This window comes from Fontimonas sp. SYSU GA230001 (genome assembly GCF_040066175.1).
In the GTDB taxonomy this organism is placed as follows: domain Bacteria; phylum Pseudomonadota; class Gammaproteobacteria; order Nevskiales; family Nevskiaceae; genus Solimonas.
In genome coordinates this window covers 15191-31713 of sequence record NZ_JBEAAM010000020.1, presented here as the reverse complement: position 1 = coordinate 31713, position 16523 = coordinate 15191, and the positions used below count along the sequence as shown (strand labels likewise).

The window sequence follows — 16523 nt, the reverse complement described above, 5'->3', positions numbered from 1 at the left end:
GTCGTGTGCCGTGCACCCACGGCACCTCTCCTCAGTGTGTTTCGATTATGCCCGCGGCGCCGCGCCTTGACCTGAATCCGCGGACCGGCGCGCCGGCAGGACCAGCCAGGCCAGCGCCGGCAGCAGCACGATCGCGCCAAGCAGGTTGGTGCTGAACATGAACAGCAGCAGCAGGCCCATGTCCGCCTGGAACTGCAGGCCGGAGAACAGCCAGGTACAGACGCTGATCAGTAGCGAGGCCGAGGTGAACACCACGGCCTTGCCGGTATGGCGCAGGGCCTGGAAGTACGCCGCGCGCAGCGGCTCGCCGGTCTCGATGTGCCGGGCGAACACGCTCCACAGGTAGATGCTGTAATCCACGCCGATGCCGACGCCGAAGGCCGCCACCGGCAAGGTGGCCGGCTTCATGCCGATGCCGAGCGTCGCCATCAGGCCGTAGGTCAGCAACGAGCACAACACCAGCGGCGTCAGGATGCAGACCACGCTGGCCAGTGTGCGGAACGACAGCCAGGCGAACAGACCCAGCGTCGCGTGCACCCAGATGATCACCAGCAGCTCGCGCGCCCGGATTTCCTCGTTGGTCGCGGCCATCACGCCGACGTTGCCGGACGCGAGCTTGAAATCGACGCCGGCATCGGCATTGTCCGTGTTGAAGCGCTTGACCGCCGCGACGATGCGGTCGATGGTCTCGGCGCGGTGATCGGCCGTGAAGACCAGCACCGGCATCACGCTGCAATCCGGGTTGTTGAGACCCAGCGAGGTCGGTACCGGCGACACGAGGTGGGCAAGGCCGCCTTCATTGCGCGGCAGCACGCGCCACTTGATCGAGCCCTCGTACCAGGCCGCCCGCACCTGCCGCGCCAGCTGCGGCAGCGACATCACCGACTGCACGCCTGGCGTGTTCTCCATGTGCCAGCTGAAGCGGTCGATGACTTCCATCTTCTCCGGCGCGACACAGCCGTATTCGCCGGCCACGGCCAGCACCTTGAGCAGATCGACGCCGATCGCGAAGTTCTCGGCGATGCGCCGCGAATCGATGTTGTAGCGGCTGTCGGGACGCAGTTCCGGCACACCGACTTGGCGATCGCCGACGGTCAGCTCCGGGTACTTGGCCAGGGCCCAGCCCAGTGCCAGCAATGCGGCGAGCAGTGCCGTCATCGCGTAGCCGCGCGTGGCGAACGCGGAGAGCCGCTGCCACAGCCGGTCGGCGAGGGCGATGCGCAGCTGGGCGCGGCGCCGGAACTTCTCCACGTCCGGCAATCCGACCCAGGACAGCACGATCGGCAGCATCATCTTGTTGGTGACGATCACCGCGGCCATGCCCATCGCTGCGTTGAACGCCATCTCGCGCACGATGTCGATCTTGATGAACCCCAGCGTCGCGAAGCCGATGACATCGGTGACGATCGCGACCGTGCCCGGAATGAACAGCTGACGGAACGTCTGCACCGAGGCATCGAAGGAGTTGCGTCCGTTCTCCGCGACCTCGTGACCCCAGGCGTTGATGTACTGGACGCCGTGCGACACGCCGATCGACAGGATCAGGAAAGGCACGAGGATCGCGAAAGGATCCAGTCCGAAGCCGGTCAGGCGCAGCAGGCCCAGTTCCCAGACCACCGCCGTGAGGGCCGCCGACAGGGGCAGCAGCGACAGGCGGAACGAGCCGCAGAACAGCCACAGCAGCAGCACGGTCGAGAACAGCGCGAACGCGAAGAAGCCGACCACTTCCAGGCTGGCGTCGGTGACATCGCCCACGACCTTGGCGAAGCCGATGATGTGGATGTCGATGCCATCGCCGGCGAAGCGGCTGCGGATGTCTTCGAGCTGCCGGGCGACGGCGGCGTAATCGAGCCGTTCGCCGGTTTCCGGGTGGATCTCCAGCAGTTCGGCGACGATCATCGCGCCGTGCTGGTCCGCCGACACCAGGCGGCCGATGATGCCCGCCTTGCCGACGTTCTCGCGGATCAGCGCGAGCATGTCCGGCGACGGCGTGTAGTTGCGCGGCACGACGTCGCCGGACTCGAAGCCACCTTCGACGATCTCGATGTAGCGCACCCCGGGCGTGAACAGCGAGGTGACGCGCGACCGATCCACGCCGGGCAGGAAGAACACCTCGTCGGTGACCTTGCGCAGCGTTTCGAGGAAACGGGCGTCGTAGATGTCGCCGCTGCGGTTGATCAGCGCCAGCGAGATCAGGTTGGCACCACCGAAGGCCTGTTCGTACTGCTTGAACACCTGCATGTAAGGGTGGCCGAGCGGGATCTGCTTCTCGAAGCCCGCGCTCGGCTGCAGTCGGGTGGCCAGCACCGCCATCCAGACCGTGAAGGCCGCGAGCACCGCGAAGGTCAGCCAGCGACGACCATAGACCACCGCGATGAAGAAGCCGAGTATCCGTTCTGCGACAGGTCCCACCGTCTCCTCCGTATGCGCGTCCTGGTGCGCATCCTGCGCAAGACGGGGACATCCTTATCCCCGAACTTCAGATGACCGGCTCAGTTGTCTTTCACCGGCGTACCGTCGCCGAGGCGCTGCAATCCGGTCACGACCAGAGTCTCGCCGACGGCGAGACCCTCCACGATCTCCGCCTGACCCGGACTGCGCTGGCCGACGCGGACTTCGCGCAGGCGTGCCGATCCGGACTCGACGACGTACACGAACAGACGGTCGCCGCGCGGAAAGATCGCCTGCTCGGGAACGACGACGGCGTCCTGCCGTTGCGCCACGGCGAGGCGGATGCGGGCGAACTGCCCTGGGCGCAGTTCGCCACCGGGGTTGGGCAGCCGGGCGCGCAGGGCCAGCGAGCGCGTGGCATCGGCGATGCGCGGGTCGATCGCATACACCTCGCCCTCGAAGCGCCGGCGCGGATAGGCATCCACCTCCACCTCGATCTTCTGGCCCGCGGCGATGCGCGGCAGCGCGCTTTCGTCCACCCGGAAATCGACCTTCAGGGACTGCATGGACTCGAGATTGACCAGATCCTGGCCCGCGGCGACGTAGTCGCCGGGGCTGACCAGCCGGATGCCGGCGATGCCCGCAAACGGCGCGACGATGCGTGTCTTGTCGAGGCGCGCCTGCGCCAATGCCAGGGTCGCCGCCGCCTGGTCGCGGCTTGCGGCCGCCTGGTCGCGATCGGACTGCGACAGCAGCTGGCGGCCGTACAGCTCGCCGGCCCGGTCGAAGCTGCGTTGCGCGAGCTGCAGATTGGCGCGGGCCTGGTCCACCTCGGCGCGCTGCACCGCGTCATCGAGTTCGAACAGCAGTTGCCCGCGCGCGACGGCCTGTCCCTCGGTGAAACCGATGCGGACGATCCGGCCCGCGATCTCGGGGCGCACGACCACCGATTCATCGGCGCGCAGACTGCCGACCGCCGTGAGTTCCTCGCGGACCGCTCCGGGCGCGACACGCTGCACTTCGACCGGCACCGCGTCGGCCGGTGCGGCACGCGCGGATTCCGCGGAAGGGGCATGTCCGCCGGAGCAGGCGGTCAGGCACAGGATCAGCCAGAGTGCGCGGTGGCGCGGATTCATGGACAGTCAGGCATGGTCTGAAGTCGCGGTCACGGAAACGCCAGACGCAGGACGTCGTCGGAGCGCGCGTAGGCACGGAACATCGTGCGTGCCATGACCGCAAGCATGCCATGAACCTCGTCGGCGCTGCGGTGACGCAGCGGCAGCACGCAGGCCTCGACCAACGAGATCGTGGCGCGCGCCAGCTCGTCGAGGTCGCCGGCGAAATCCAGCTGCCGCCGGTCCACGCCGCGCTGCAGGACGTCGCGCAGGATCGCGATCGCGCCGGCCTCGAACGCGCGTTGGGCGGCATCGATCTGCGCCGTCTCCGGGGTCGATGGCGTCAGCCAGTACCCGGCGATGCCGTTCTCGACACGGGGATCCTGCAGCATGCGCTGCAGCCCGGAGAACAACAGCATGATCGACCGGATCGGGTCGGGTTCACGGCGCATCGGTTCGAGGATGTAGCTGTCGAAGATGGCGTGCAGCCGCTTCAGGCAGTCGAGGTAGAGCTCCTCCTTGCCGCTGAAGTGCCAGTACAGCGCACCCTTGGAAATCCGCGCCGCCTTGGCGATGTCACCGATCGACACACCCTCGTAGCCGAAGCGGCCGAACAGCTCGAAGGCGCGGGTCTCGATCGCGGCGAGGGTGTCGAAGCGCTCGTGAGCAGGCTTGCGCGGCATGTCCGGAAGGCAGTGGATCAGGCGCGGTATTGTCCGCGAACTCGAACCGATGCGCAGCCACCGCTAATATGCGGGAGCATGAGCAACCTGGCGCGGTGGTCGGAAATCTTCGCGGAAATGGGCTTGCGCGGCGATCCGCTGACGCATGCGGAGCTGCGCCGTCACTACAGCGAACCGAGTCGTGCCTACCATACCCTGCACCATGTCGCCGAATGTCTCGACCTGTTCGAGCTGGTCGGCGGCTTCGCCCGGCACCCGCGCGAGCTGGAGCTGGCGATCTGGTTCCACGATGGCTACTACGACGTGCGCCGCGCCGACAACGAGCTGCGCAGCGCCGAATGGGCGGCGAGTGCGCTGACCGCTGCCGGCGCCTCCGCGGACGTCGTCGAGCGCATCTACGGACTGGTGCTGGCGACCGCAGCACAGGCAGAACCCCAGACCGACGACGAATGCCTGATGATCGACATCGACCAGGCGATCTTCGGCGCGCGGCCGGCGCGCTACGCGGAGTACGAACGCCAGATCCGCCAGGAACACCGGCACGTGCCGCAGTCGCTCTACCAGAGCGTGCGCAAGAAAGACCTGCGCGACGCGCTGCTGCGCCCGCACATCTACTGGACCGACTGGTTCCGCGCCCGTTACGAAGCGATGGCGCGCTCCAACATCCAGCGCGCGCTGCGTCGCATGACCGGCGCGCCGCTGAGTGGCGGCTGAGCGCCTTTAGCCTTCCAGCTTCCTGAGCTCGCGGCGCAGCTCGAATTCGTCGCTGGTGACGCAGGCTTCCATGTTGCGCAGGCGTTCTTCCAGGCGGGCGAACCGGGCCTTGAGGTCGGCGGTGGACGCGCCGTGGTTCGTGCCGCGACGGGCGTCGTCGTGCGCTGCTTCGCGTCGCGTGTCGGCGTCCGCGGGGTCCATCAGGTACCACAGCACCAGATAGATCACGCCGAGCGGGAAGAAGCCGCTGAAGATGAGCCCGACGACGAACAGCACTCGGATCAGCTTGACGTTCCAGTCGAAGAACTCCGCCAGGCCGGCGCACACGCCGGCGACCCAGCCGCGCTGCGGATAGCGGCGCAGACGCTCGAAGAACGTGCCTTCGCGCACGTGGTCACGGATGCTCATGATATTTCTTCCTCCAGCCCGGCGACTCCGTATCCAGAATCTGCTCCAGCGCGTCGATGCGCTTCTCCATGCGATCCGCCAGGGCCATCAGCTGCGCGCCGCTGGCGCCCAGACCCTCGGCCTGCTGAAGGCCATGGCGCCGCTCCCTGTGGCGCAGAATCAGCCAGATGATGGCGACCGGTGTGCCGAACACCATGAAGATTGCCAGCAGGGGCACTAAAGCTTCCACAGAGCACTCCCGTTTCCCCGCGCGATCAGGAATCCGACTCGTCTGGCTTGGCCCCCGACTTGCCGAACTTCGCCCGCAATTTTGCCAGTTCCGCCTCGACCTTGTCGTTGGATTCGAGCTGCGCGAACTCGTCGGCGACCGTGCGCGTGCCCAGATCGTAGGCCTCGAGTTCGGCCTCCATGCGGTCGATCTTGCCCTCGTACTGCTCCATGCGCAGCATCGTGTCGGTCATCTTGCGGTCGTTGATCTGCGTCTTGACCTTCAGCCGCGAGGCCACCGACTGCTGGCGCAGGATGATCGACTTCTGGCGCTGGCGCGCATCGGCGAGCTTGGCCTTGAGCTTGGCGGTGTCGTCGTCGAGCTTGACGATCTCGTCGTTGACATGGACGAGCTCCTTCTCGACCGCCGCCTGATGGTCCATCAAGCGCTGGCGGGCAGCCAGCGCGCCGCGCGCGAGGTCCTCGCGCCCCTTGCTCATCGCCAGCTCGGCCTTGCGCGACCAGTCGGCGACGTCGGCTTCCAGCTGGCCGATGCTGCGCTGCAGTTCCTTCTTGCGCGCCAGCGTGCGCACGGCGGTCGAGCGCACCTCGACCAGCGTGTCCTCCATCTCCTGGATGATCAGGCGCACCATCTTCTCGGGATCCTCGGCCTTGTCGAGCATGGCGTGGATGTTGGAGTTGATGACGTCGGAGAGGCGGGAAAAGATGCCCATGGTTCTGTCCTCGTGAAACGATCGGGTGACGGCTGGACGCTCACAGTGCCGCGGGGGCGGACGGCGCAAGCTCGGGCCTCGCGGTGGTCGAAGCCTGCACGTCCGGGGTCGGCAGCCACGGCTGGATGGTCTTCTGGATGGTTTGATCCAGCTCTTCGCGGATCAGCGTCAGGGCGGCATTGCCCTGTGCGGCGATCACGCGGCCCACGCCCGTGGCCACGCGCTGGGTCAGGCCGTCGTCGGCGGCGGCCAGGCCGCTGAAACCGAGCAGGGCGGCGAGCGCCGCCGCGCGCAGAACGTTCTTGTTGGTGTTGTGGATCAGCTGGGTCATGGCGAACTCCTGTGAGCCGGGGGTGTGTGCCCTGATTGTTGCGAGCGCCGTGCCAAGTCGGTCGATCTGGCTTATGTCATTGATATGTTGATAATTAATGGAGCAGGGCCGAAGTTGTGGACATTTCGGCGCTGGCGGTTCTCACCGCCGACTGGTCAATATCGCCACGCTATAGCAAACTCGGCCACATGGACGAAAGAACCGCGCTGGAACCCATCCTCGGCCAGGCTGACAACTTCCTCGCGGTGCTGGAGCGCGTGTCGCGGGTCGCACCGCTGTCCAAGCCCGTCCTGATCATCGGCGAGCGCGGCGCCGGCAAGGAGCTCATCGCCGCGCGCCTGCATTTCCTGTCGGAGCGCTGGGCGCGGCCCTTCGTCAAGTTCAACTGCGCCGCGCTCAACGAGGAGCTGCTGGAGTCGGAGCTGTTCGGCCACGTCGCCGGCGCCTACACCGGCGCCGCGCGCGCCCGCACCGGCCGTTTCGAGCTGGCCAACGGCGGCACGATCTTCCTCGACGAACTGGCATCGATGTCCCTGCGCCTGCAGGAGAAGCTGCTGCGTGTCGTCGAATACGGCGAGTTCGAGCGCGTCGGCTCCAGCGAGACGATCAAGGTCGATGTGCGCCTGCTCGGCGCGGCCAACGTCGATCTGCCCGCGGCGGCACGCGCCGGCAGGTTCCGCGAGGACCTGCTCGATCGTCTGTCCTTCGACGTCATCACGATCCCGCCGCTGCGCGAACGCAAGGAAGACATCCTGCTGCTCGCCGAGAAGTTTGCCGAAGGCATGGCGACGCAGCTGGGCCGCGAGTACTTCGCCGGATTCGCGCCGGGGGCGCAACGCGTGCTGCTCGATTACGAGTGGCCGGGCAACGTCCGCGAGCTGCGCAACGTGGTCGAGCGTGCCGTCTATCGGCTCGAACACGCGCGGCAGGTCGTCGAACGCATCGAGCTCGATCCGTTCGAATCCCCCTATCGGCCGCGCGCGCGCGCCGGCACCGACGAGGCGCGTGCAACGGTACCGCTTGGGCCGGGCCGGGAGGACCGCGCCGTGACCGACAGTGATCCGGCGCTGCCGCTGGATTTCGAGGCGGCGGTGGCGGCATTCGAGACCGGCCTGCTGCGCCGCGCGCTCGGCGAGGCGCGCTTCAGCCAGAAGCGGGCCGCCGAGCTGCTCGGCCTGAGCTATCACCAACTGCGCGGACTGCTGCGCAAGTACCGCCTGCTCGACGCCGAGACCGGGACGGCGGCCGAATCGGCCGCTCGCTGAGGGGCGCGCGAGCACTCACACCTTTTCGCGGATACGCTCGGCCTGCGCATGCAGCTCGGCCGCGTGGCGCTCGGGCGAGCCGGTGCGGCGGCACAGCAGGCCGTAGAACGTCGGCACGACATAGAGCGTGAGGACGGTGGAGAACGCGACGCCGAAGAAGATCACGACACCCAGGATCGTGCGTGCCTCGGAGCCGGCACCGCTCGCCAGCATCAGCGGGATCGAGCCGGCAATCGTCGAGACCGAGGTCATCAGGATCGGGCGCAGGCGGATGCGCCCGGCTTCGACCAGCGCCTCGTCGAAGGCGTATCCGGCGTCACGCAGCTGGTTGGCGAACTCGACGATGAGAATGCCGTTCTTCGCGGCCAGTCCGATCAGCATGACGATGCCGATCTGCGAATAGACGTTGAGCGTCATGCCCAGACCCCACAGCGCCAGCAGCGCGCCGAACACGGCCAGCGGCACGGTGGTCATGATCACCAGCGGGTGGACGAAGCTCTCGAACTGCGCCGCCAGCGCGAGATAGACGATCAGCAGCGCCATCGCGAAGGTCAGCACGATGGCCGCGCCGGCATCGCGGAACTCGCGCGAGTCGCCGCGGTAGCCGATCTGCACGGAGTCCGGCAGTTCCTCGCGGATCAGGGTTTCCATGTAATCCAGCGCCTCGCCGAGCGAGTAGCCGGGCGCCAGGCCGGCGGACAGCGTGATCGAGCGCACCCGGTCGAGCCGGTTGTAGGTCGCCGACGAGGCCGACTCGCGCGCACGAACCAGGCTCGACAGCGGCACCAGCGAGCCGTCGGACGGGACGCGCACGTAGATCGCGGACAGATCGTCCGGCGTGCGCCGCTCGGCGTCCGGGGATTGCAGGATGACGTCGTATTCTTCGCCACCGCGCTCGAAGCGCGTGACCCGCCGGCCGCCCATGTAGGTTTCCAGTGCCGCCGCCACCGCGCTCACCCGCACGCCGAGGTCGGCGGCGCGCTGGAGATCGACTGTCAGATCGATCTGCGGCTTGGTTTCGTGGTAGTCGGAATCGAGCCGCAGCAGCCTCGGGTTCTCCCGGGCGCGCTGCAGGATGCGGTCACGCCACGCGGCGAGTTCGTCGTAGCTGCCGCCACCGATGGCGATCTGCAAGGGCAGGCCGGCGTTGCCGCCCATGCCGAAGCCGGCGCGCTGGAAGATCGAGGTGCGCACGCCGGTCAGATCGGCCAGCGCGTGCGTGTAGTCCGCGGCGATCTGCTCGGAGCTGCGGACGCGTTCCTTCCACGGGGTCAGGCTGATGATGAAACGCGCCGTGTTGACCTCCTCGCCGGCGCCGAAGTCGGGCACGCGCGCCAGCACCCGGGCGATCTCGCCCTTGCCGAGCTGCGGGGTGACCTGCGCCTCGATGCGCTCGACGTAGGACTGGGTGTATCCCAGGCTCGCGCCCTCCGGCGCCAGCACACGGATGAAGAACCCGCCGCGATCCTCGACCGGCGTGAACTCGCGCGGCACCTTCTGCGCCACCCAGAACACCCCGGCGGCGAGCACGAGCAGCAGCGTCACCGGCAGCACCGGATGCGGCAGCGACGCGCGCAGCGAGGCCTGGTACAGCGCCGACAGGCGGTTGAAGCCTTGATCCAGCGCATCGAGCAGCCGGTTGCGCCGGTCCGACTTCCGCAGCAGCGCCGCCGACAGCACCGGCGACAGCGTCAGTGCGACGATCGACGAACAGATCACCGCGCTGGCCAGCGACAGCGCGAACTCGCGGAACAGGCGCCCGACATTGCCCTGCAGGAAGCCGATCGGCACGAATACCGCGCACAGCACGACGGTCGTCGCGACGACCGCGAATCCCACTTCGCGCGTGCCGCGAAACGCCGCCAGCAGCGGCGGCTCGCCGAGCTCCAGGCGACGGTGGATGTTCTCGACGACGACGATGGCGTCGTCCACCACCAGGCCGATCGCCAGCACCAGCGCCAGCAGGGTCAGGATGTTGATCGAGAAGCCGAACAGGTACAGGAACAGGAACGACGCGATCAGCGAGATCGGCACCGTGACCGCCGGGATCAGCGTCGCGCGCGGGCTGCCGAGAAACAGGAACAGCACCGCGATCACGCTCAGCGCGGCGATGAACAGCGTGCGGACGACCTCGTCCAGCGAGGCGGCGATGAACTCGGACGAATCGTAGTTCACCTGCAGGCGCATGCCCGCCGGCAGCGTGGCCTGCAGCTGGCGCATCCGCTCCTTGACCGCCTCGGCGACCTCCAGCGTGTTGGCCTTGGAAGTCTTGACGATGCCCAGGCCCAGGGAATTGACGCCGTTGGCCCGGAACGATCCGCGCGGATCCTCCGCGCCGAGGTCGATTCGGGCGATGTCACCCAGGCGCACCGGGAAACCGTCGGCACCGCGCGCGACGACCAGGTCCCGGAAGTCCTCGACCGACTGGAACGGGCGCCGCGCGCGCAGGCTGAACTCCCGGTCGGCGGACTCGATGCGACCGGCCGGGCGCTCGATGTTCTGCTGGCGCAGCGCGGTTTCGACGTCCTCGGCGGTCAGGCCGCGCGCGGCGAGGCGGCTGCGGTCGAGCCAGACGCGCATCGCGTAACGCTGCGCACCGCCGAGGCGCAGCTCCGATACGCCGCTGATCGAAGTGAAGCGATCGACCAGATAGCGGTCCGCGTAATCGGTCAGCGCCAGCTGGTCGAGGCGATCGCTGGTCAGGACCATCCACAGGATCGGTGTCGCATCGCTGTCGGCCTTGACGACTTCCGGCGGGTCGGCCTGGTCGGGCAGGCGACTGAGCAGGCGGGAGACGCGGTCGCGCACGTCATTGGCGGCGGCGTCGATGTCGCGCGCCAGGGTGAACTCGATGGTGATCTGCGAACTGCCGGCACGCGACGACGACGAGATCGAGCGGATACCTTCAATCCCGGAGATCCCGTCCTCGAGGATCTGCGTGATCTGGCTTTCGATGATCTGCGCGGAGGCCCCGGCATAGGTCGTGCGCACCGAGACCACGGGCGGGTCGATGTCGGGGTACTCGCGCACCGATGTGTTCTGCAGGCCGAACAGGCCGAACACGATCAGCAGCAGATTGATCACGGTGGCCAGGACCGGGCGCTTGACGGAGGTGTCGGAGATCCACACGGGAGGAATCACGCAAAAACGTGTCCGGATGATACGCGCAGCCGGCCGCGGACTGGCCGTTCATCGCGCGAGATGCCGCCCCTCGCCGGCCCATGCTGGCGCGGCCCGCCCCATGGTCTAATCTCGTCGGCCACGGATGGCAGGAGTCGAGACACGGTGCCCAAGGGAGACCTGATGCAGCCCGCACGCACGGCGGTCCGGCGCCCCGTGTGGCCGTTCGCGGCGCTGTGCCTGTTGATCGGTGCGCTGGTCGGGTTGATGTACTCGGCCTTCGTCATCGACAAGGGCGTGCGCGCCTATGCGACGGGCGAGAGCCTCTGGTCCAAGGGCCGCAAGGACGCCATCCACGCCCTGGAGCTGTACCTGTTCAGCGGCGAGGACAAGCACTGGCTCGACTACCAGACCGGACTCGCGGTGCCGCTGGCCGACCGCGCGGCGCGGCTGGAAATGGACCGTGCCGATTTCGACTACGAGAGGGCCTTCTCGTCCTTCGTTGCCGGCCGCAATCACCCGGCCGACGTGCCGGCACTGATCCGGCTCTACCGCTGGCTCGGCTGGCACGAACGCCTGCAGCGGGTCGTCGAGGTCTGGGTTGCGGCCGACGTCCACATCCTCGAACTCGAACGGCTCGGCCTGGACATCCGCCAGCGCCACGCGGCGGGGGCCATCGCGCCCGAGCAACTGCGCGCGCTCGATGCGGAGATCAGCCGCATCAGCGCCGCGATCGATCCGCTGGAAACGGAATTCGCCATGCGGCTCGGCGAGTCGGCGCGCTGGGTCCAGGATCTGCTCGACATCGTCATCGTCACCGCGGCGATGATCATGCTGCTGCTGGTGGTTTACATCTTCGCGTACTTCGTGCTGCTGCACTGAGCGTCGCCGCGGCTCAGCACGCCTGCACCAGCACGGGATAGTACCCCCCGTCGCCGCCACGGCTCAGGTGCGCCAGCCCCGGCGCGTCGGGCCGTTCCACGAAACGCGCGATCAGGCCAGCGGTTTCGCCGGTGCTGTACGGCCGTTGCGCAGGGAGACCGGATGCGGCGATGCCCGCCGCCACGAGGCGGTCGAGTTCAGCATCACCGCAGCCATGGCCGGCGATCACGCGCCATCCGGCGGGGAGCTGGCGCAGCACGTCCGCGGCTTCATCGAGACGCGCGCAGCGCGGGGCGACCCGGAGCAACGCCTTCGGCTGCACGCAGTCGGCATCGACATAGAACCAGTGGCTGCATTCCAGGATCGGCGCATCTGCCGGCAGGTTCAGGCGCACGCGCTGTTCGTTCAGTGGCCAGACGCCTTCCTCGACATAGCCGAGCAGTGCGCGGCGGTGGTGGGCGCTGCCCAGCTGCAGCAGTTCGCAGACGGCCTCCAGTGCCGCGCCCTTGCGGTGCGTGGCCAGCTGCGGACCGCTCATGCGCAGGTGCTGGGCGATGTAGAACCCGGCCATGTTGCCGGAGATATTCATGAACTCGAATGGTTTGGGCGGGCGGCCCTCGGCGACGACACCGCGCAGCGCGCGCACGCAATCGACCAGCATCGGTGCTTCCGAGGCCAGATACAACGCGGTATCGGCGCCAACACCTCCGCCGCTGCGGCCGCAGTGCAGTGCGCCGAAGATCGCCAGCTCGATGAAGCGGTTGATGCGCCGGAACGCCTGGCCGGTCAGCGCCTGCAGCTCGGCGCGCAGATCGGCCGACACCTCGGTCAGCAGCCGCTCGTGGTGATACACCGCGGCGATCTTCAGCATCCGTCGCGCTCCAGCACCAGTGCGCAGTTGTTGCCGCCGAAGCCAAAGGTGTTGAGCAGCACCGGGCCGCCGGTCCACGGCGCCGGCGCCGTCAGGGGGGCGATGCCGATCTCGGGATCGGGTTGCTCGAAGTGGCGGGTCGCCGGGATCCGGCCGCGATCGAGGCAGGCCGCGAAGGCCAGCGTCTCCAGCAGGCCGCAGGCGCCGAGCGTGTGGCCCAGTACCGGCTTGATCGTCGTGAACGGCGGCACCCGCTCGCCGAAGACCTCGCGCAGGCCCAGACCCTCGGACAGGTCGTTGGCGCGCGTACCGGTGCCGTGCGCCTTGATCGCGCCGATCTGCTCCGCCGCGACGCCGGCATCGGTCAGCGCCAGGCGGATGGTGTGCGCGATCTGCGCAGCGGACGGGTTGGTCGGATGCGTCGTGTCGCAGAAGGTGCCGCCGCCGCGCAGGCGCCAGACGGGTCCACGGCGCGGCGGATCGCGGCTGATGACTGCCACCGCCGCGCCTTCGCCGAGCATGATGCCGTCGCGGCGCAGGTCGAACGGCCGCGACAGCTCGCGCGTGGCCAGCAGCAAGCTGTGGAAGCCCTGCTGCGACACGCGGTTCTCGAACTCGATTCCGACCACCAGGGCATCATCGACGTGGCCCTCGCGCACCGCCCAGGTCGCATAGAGCAGGGCGTTCGCGGCACTGGAGCAGGCCGTGCTGAGCGTGAAATTGGGGCCCTGCAGCCCGAGCGCGGAGTACAGGCGCGTCGCCGAGCGGGACTGGTCCGGGTTGAAGATCGCCAGCGCATCGGGGTCGCGTGCGACCGCCTCCGCGTAGTCATGCTCGTGCTGGGCGATGCCACCCGACGAGGTGCCGAGGAACAGGCCCATGCGCCGGCGCCGCGCGTCGTCGATCTGCGCGGCATCGATCACGTCGCGGGCCAGGCGCAGCAGATCGGCGTCGGGCGCACCACGGGCACCGTCAATGCGGAAGTAGGGCAGCTGGACCGGAACGCCCAGGCTGCTGAACTCGATCCGGGCCGGGTGCGTCGATTGCTGCAGGCACGCCTCGGCGGCCGCGGCCGCTCCGCGGCCGGCCGCGCACAGCACGTCGCCGGCGCGCAGATAGACGGGACGCGCGCCGGGCGCCATGGACGATGCACTCGTCACGTCAGGCCGGCTGGATGAAGTCGGCCAGGGTGTTCACGCTGGCCAGCACGCGGCGCATCTCCTTGGGATCCTCGATGCGCAGGCCGAACTGCATCTGCAAGGCCATCGAGATCTGCAGGCCGTCCACCGAATCGAGTTCGAGCGCCGACCTGGGACCGAACAGCGGCTGATCGTCCGGAATCTGCTCGGGATCGACCTGCTTGTCGGTCTCGGTGACGATCAGCTGCTTGAGCCGCGCCTTGAGCGCGGCGTCCTCGGAGCCCTTCATGGTGTCCTGTGCATGGTTGTCTCGCTGCGGCGCAGCTGCAGGGCGGCGAGGCCCAGGCAGACCAGTCCGAACGCCGACAGCGCCAGCGCCTCCGGCAGTGCCTCGCGCCAGCCGCCGCGGCGCAGGACGATATCCCAAAAGCCTTCGAGGCTCCAAGCCATCGGCGACAGCCGGGTGAGCGCCTGCATCGTGTCCGGCATGACCATCTTCGGCACCATCACGCCGCCGACCGCCGCGAGCAGCAGGCTGATCGCGCCGCCGGCGACGGTGGCCTGCAGCGTCGAGCGGACTGCCACGGCCACGCACAGCGCCAGCCCGATCGCCGCCAGGCTGGTTGCGCTGCCGATCAGCCACAGTCCGAACGGGCTGTCTCCCAGCGTCAGACGGTCGCCGCCGAGCAGCGGCACGATCCACACGCCGATCGCCAGCATCAGCACCATCTGCGTCAGGTTGACCAGGTAATAAGGCAGGGCCTTGGACGCCAGCAGGACGCCGCCGCGCACGCCCAGCGCGCGCAGCCGCAGCAGGCTGCCTTCCGAACGCTCGATGACGAAGGCGGTCGCCAGCGGAATCACGGCGAAGAACATCGCGAAGATCAGCCAGGCCGGCACGTTCTGCTGCACGGACGTGGGGGCCTCGATCGTCGTGCCGTCACTGCCGACGAAGCGCTCCATGACTGGCAGATGGCGCGGGTCGGTCAGATAGCGCAGGTTGTCGCGCTCGTCCGGCGGCGTTGCGAGGACGTGCTCAAGCAGGAACTCGGACTGCACCGCGAGCAGGGCCTGACGGACCGCGAGACTCGCCGCAGCCTTGATCTGCGGCGGCACGCCCGGCGAGATCTCGACATCGATCAACGCCGGCTCCGGCTCGCCGCCGCGGAAGTCGGCGGCCAGTTCGTTGCGCGTCGCCAGCAGCTCCGAGAATCCCGCGTGCACGATCACGCGCACGTCGGCTCGGTCCTGCACGACGAACGCACCCGACCGCAGCAGTGCGGCGGCGAAGTCCTGCGCCAGATGACCGCCGTCGCGGTCGATGATGGTCAGCGGCAGCCCGAGCGCGGCATCGGCACGGAAGGCATCGCGCAGCGCCAGCGACATCAACAGGATGAACAGCGTCGGCACCGCGAACAGCACGAGCAGGCCGTGGCGGTCGCGCGACAGCAGCAGCAGCTCCTTGCGACACAGCGCGACGAAACCGTGCATCAGCCGTCCCTCAGCGCCGTGTCGGTCAGGCGCAGGAAGACCGATTCGAGGCGCTCGTCGGGGCGGGCGCGCAACGCATCTGGCGTGTCGCAGGCCAGCAGCCGGCCTTCGTCGAGGATCGCCACGCGGTCACAGACGCGCTCGACCTCTTCCATGTAATGCGTGCTGTACAGCACGGTCACGCCGGTCGCACGCAGGCGCAGCACGGCGTCGAGCAGGAAGTTGCGCGACTGCGGATCCACACCCGCGGTGGGCTCGTCCAGGCACAGCAGCCGCGGTTTGCCGAGCAGGGCGATGCAGAAGTTCAGGCGCCGCTTGAGTCCGCCGGACAGCGACAGCGCGCGCTTGTCCAGATGCGCCGACAGATCGCCGATGCGGATCGCCGCAGCCACGGTCTCCGCGCTCGCGCCCGGCGTCAGCGCCGCGAACAGCTCCAGGTTCTCGCTCACGCTCAGGCCCGGATAGAAGGCCAGCTCCTGCGGCGCATAGGCCACACGCGCGCGCACGGCAGCGGCCTGGGTCGCGACATCGCATCCGTCGATGACGACGCGGCCGCGATCGGCGGACAGCGTGGTGGTCAGGATCGAAATCAGCGTGGTCTTGCCGGCGCCGTTGGGGCCGAGCAGGCCGAACACGCAGCCGTCGGGCACGCGCAGATCGAGTCCGGCCAGCGCGGGGCGTGCCGCACCGGGATACCGTTTGTGCAGTTGCTCGATGTCGATCACGCGCTGACTACGGGACGAGTGGGTTGGCGTAGCATGGGCCGGGCCGGCCAAGCCCATCGCGACCCAGACGATGGGTTCGGCGGCCGCCGAGCCCATCCGATGAAACGTCTGATTGCAATCATTCTGCCAGTTTTGGCGGCGCTGCCGGCGCCACCGGTTCACGCCGCGAGCGATGCTGCGGTCGAACAGCGCCGCGAGCGGCTGCGGCAGAAACGGGAACAGCAGTTCCGCGACGCGGACCGCGATCAAAGCCGCTCGCTGAGCCGAGCGGAGATCGAGGCAGCCGGACTGCCGACGTCGCTGCTGCGCCACTTCGACGAGATCGACACCGACGGCGATGGCGCACTGTCACCGGAAGAACTGCAGGCGATGCAGGACCGGCGCGTGCGCGCGGCCCGTGCCGGCGACGGTGACACCGGGTCCAAGCCCGCTGCGGAGTGAGGCGCG

Annotated in this window: 17 protein-coding genes; 4 read left to right on the top strand and 13 right to left on the bottom strand. The window is 68.4% G+C overall.

Annotation, left to right across the window (positions count from 1 at the left end; translation table 11 throughout):
- Positions 1–45: 45 nt before the first annotated feature.
- The 3 genes from AAG565_RS11335 to AAG565_RS11325 form a co-directional block, all read right to left on the bottom strand.
- Complete coding sequence (locus AAG565_RS11335; protein ID WP_348819708.1) at positions 46–2412, bottom strand: efflux RND transporter permease subunit; 2367 nt, start codon at positions 2410–2412, stop codon at positions 46–48.
- 80 nt (positions 2413–2492) lie between these two features.
- The gene (locus AAG565_RS11330) at positions 2493–3527 is read right to left on the bottom strand and encodes an efflux RND transporter periplasmic adaptor subunit (RefSeq protein WP_348819707.1); all 1035 of its coding nucleotides are present in this window, start codon (positions 3525–3527) and stop codon (positions 2493–2495) included.
- A 29-nt stretch (positions 3528–3556) separates the two neighbouring features.
- Positions 3557–4189 (bottom strand): helix-turn-helix domain-containing protein, encoded by a 633-nt coding sequence (locus AAG565_RS11325; protein WP_348819706.1) that lies wholly within the window; start codon positions 4187–4189, stop codon positions 3557–3559.
- A gap of 78 nt (positions 4190–4267) precedes the next feature.
- On the opposite strand from AAG565_RS11325, the gene AAG565_RS11320 reads away from it, so the two are divergent.
- Positions 4268–4903: an N-methyl-D-aspartate receptor NMDAR2C subunit gene (locus AAG565_RS11320; RefSeq protein ID WP_348819705.1), complete on the top strand. Its 636-nt coding sequence runs from the start codon at positions 4268–4270 to the stop codon at positions 4901–4903.
- A 6-nt stretch (positions 4904–4909) separates the two neighbouring features.
- On the opposite strand, the gene pspC is transcribed toward AAG565_RS11320, so the two are convergent.
- Genes pspC through AAG565_RS11300 form a run of 4 tightly spaced genes read right to left on the bottom strand, consistent with a single transcriptional unit; the run spans position 4910 to position 6583 of the window.
- On the bottom strand, positions 4910–5311 hold the full coding sequence (gene pspC, locus AAG565_RS11315; RefSeq protein WP_348819704.1) for an envelope stress response membrane protein PspC: 402 nt from the start codon (positions 5309–5311) through the stop codon (positions 4910–4912).
- Positions 5298–5528, bottom strand: a complete 231-nt coding sequence (gene pspB, locus AAG565_RS11310; RefSeq protein WP_348819703.1) for an envelope stress response membrane protein PspB — start codon at positions 5526–5528, stop codon at positions 5298–5300. Before pspB ends, pspC begins: the two co-directional genes overlap by 14 nt.
- A gap of 37 nt (positions 5529–5565) precedes the next feature.
- A complete protein-coding gene (gene pspA / locus AAG565_RS11305; RefSeq protein WP_348819702.1) occupies positions 5566–6252 on the bottom strand; it encodes a phage shock protein PspA in 687 nt (228 codons plus the stop codon).
- A gap of 40 nt (positions 6253–6292) precedes the next feature.
- Complete coding sequence (locus tag AAG565_RS11300) at positions 6293–6583, bottom strand: hypothetical protein (protein WP_348819701.1); 291 nt, start codon at positions 6581–6583, stop codon at positions 6293–6295.
- Positions 6584–6771: 188 nt separating this feature from the next.
- Here AAG565_RS11300 and pspF point away from each other — a divergent pair, with 188 nt between their 5' ends.
- The gene (pspF, locus tag AAG565_RS11295) at positions 6772–7848 is read left to right on the top strand and encodes a phage shock protein operon transcriptional activator (RefSeq protein WP_348819700.1); all 1077 of its coding nucleotides are present in this window, start codon (positions 6772–6774) and stop codon (positions 7846–7848) included.
- A 15-nt stretch (positions 7849–7863) separates the two neighbouring features.
- Here pspF and AAG565_RS11290 read toward each other — a convergent pair whose 3' ends face one another.
- The gene (locus tag AAG565_RS11290) at positions 7864–10977 is read right to left on the bottom strand and encodes an efflux RND transporter permease subunit (protein ID WP_348819699.1); all 3114 of its coding nucleotides are present in this window, start codon (positions 10975–10977) and stop codon (positions 7864–7866) included.
- A 156-nt stretch (positions 10978–11133) separates the two neighbouring features.
- On the opposite strand from AAG565_RS11290, the gene AAG565_RS11285 reads away from it, so the two are divergent.
- Positions 11134–11850 (top strand): hypothetical protein, encoded by a 717-nt coding sequence (locus AAG565_RS11285; protein ID WP_348819698.1) that lies wholly within the window; start codon positions 11134–11136, stop codon positions 11848–11850.
- Positions 11851–11863: 13 nt separating this feature from the next.
- Here AAG565_RS11285 and AAG565_RS11280 read toward each other — a convergent pair whose 3' ends face one another.
- Genes AAG565_RS11280 through AAG565_RS11260 form a run of 5 tightly spaced genes read right to left on the bottom strand, consistent with a single transcriptional unit; the run spans position 11864 to position 16076 of the window.
- Entirely contained in the window at positions 11864–12721 is an 858-nt protein-coding gene (locus AAG565_RS11280; protein WP_348819697.1) for a hypothetical protein, read from the bottom strand.
- Positions 12715–13863 carry a beta-ketoacyl synthase N-terminal-like domain-containing protein gene (locus tag AAG565_RS11275; RefSeq protein ID WP_348819696.1) on the bottom strand — a complete coding sequence of 383 codons (1149 nt, stop codon included), beginning with the start codon at positions 13861–13863 and terminating at the stop codon, positions 12715–12717. Before AAG565_RS11275 ends, AAG565_RS11280 begins: the two co-directional genes overlap by 7 nt.
- Positions 13864–13882: 19 nt before the next feature.
- Positions 13883–14149, bottom strand: coding sequence for an acyl carrier protein (locus AAG565_RS11270; RefSeq protein WP_348819695.1), 267 nt, complete (start codon positions 14147–14149; stop codon positions 13883–13885).
- The gene (locus AAG565_RS11265; RefSeq protein WP_348819694.1) at positions 14146–15351 is read right to left on the bottom strand and encodes an ABC transporter permease; all 1206 of its coding nucleotides are present in this window, start codon (positions 15349–15351) and stop codon (positions 14146–14148) included. Before AAG565_RS11265 ends, AAG565_RS11270 begins: the two co-directional genes overlap by 4 nt.
- Positions 15351–16076, bottom strand: coding sequence for an ABC transporter ATP-binding protein (locus AAG565_RS11260; RefSeq protein WP_348819693.1), 726 nt, complete (start codon positions 16074–16076; stop codon positions 15351–15353). The genes AAG565_RS11265 and AAG565_RS11260 overlap by 1 nt, the downstream gene beginning before the upstream one ends.
- On the opposite strand from AAG565_RS11260, the gene AAG565_RS11255 reads away from it, so the two are divergent.
- Complete coding sequence (locus AAG565_RS11255; RefSeq protein ID WP_348819692.1) at positions 16053–16517, top strand: EF-hand domain-containing protein; 465 nt, start codon at positions 16053–16055, stop codon at positions 16515–16517. The genes AAG565_RS11260 and AAG565_RS11255 overlap by 24 nt on opposite strands.
- Positions 16518–16523 lie beyond the last annotated feature (6 nt).

Excerpts from the sequence above, each read along its gene's own strand:
- AAG565_RS11330 (WP_348819707.1), bottom strand. The coding sequence starts at position 3,527 with ATGAATCCGCGCCACCGCGCACTCTGGCTGATCCTGTGCCTGACCGCC.
- AAG565_RS11325 (WP_348819706.1), bottom strand. The coding sequence starts at position 4,189 with ATGCCGCGCAAGCCTGCTCACGAGCGCTTCGACACCCTCGCCGCGATC.
- AAG565_RS11320 (WP_348819705.1), top strand. The coding sequence starts at position 4,268 with ATGAGCAACCTGGCGCGGTGGTCGGAAATCTTCGCGGAAATGGGCTTG.
- pspC (WP_348819704.1), bottom strand. The coding sequence starts at position 5,311 with ATGAGCATCCGTGACCACGTGCGCGAAGGCACGTTCTTCGAGCGTCTG.
- pspA (WP_348819702.1), bottom strand. The coding sequence starts at position 6,252 with ATGGGCATCTTTTCCCGCCTCTCCGACGTCATCAACTCCAACATCCAC.
- AAG565_RS11300 (WP_348819701.1), bottom strand. The coding sequence starts at position 6,583 with ATGACCCAGCTGATCCACAACACCAACAAGAACGTTCTGCGCGCGGCG.
- pspF (WP_348819700.1), top strand. The coding sequence starts at position 6,772 with ATGGACGAAAGAACCGCGCTGGAACCCATCCTCGGCCAGGCTGACAAC.
- AAG565_RS11280 (WP_348819697.1), bottom strand. The coding sequence starts at position 12,721 with ATGCTGAAGATCGCCGCGGTGTATCACCACGAGCGGCTGCTGACCGAG.
- AAG565_RS11275 (WP_348819696.1), bottom strand. The coding sequence starts at position 13,863 with ATGGCGCCCGGCGCGCGTCCCGTCTATCTGCGCGCCGGCGACGTGCTG.
- AAG565_RS11270 (WP_348819695.1), bottom strand. The coding sequence starts at position 14,149 with ATGAAGGGCTCCGAGGACGCCGCGCTCAAGGCGCGGCTCAAGCAGCTG.
- AAG565_RS11265 (WP_348819694.1), bottom strand. The coding sequence starts at position 15,351 with ATGCACGGTTTCGTCGCGCTGTGTCGCAAGGAGCTGCTGCTGCTGTCG.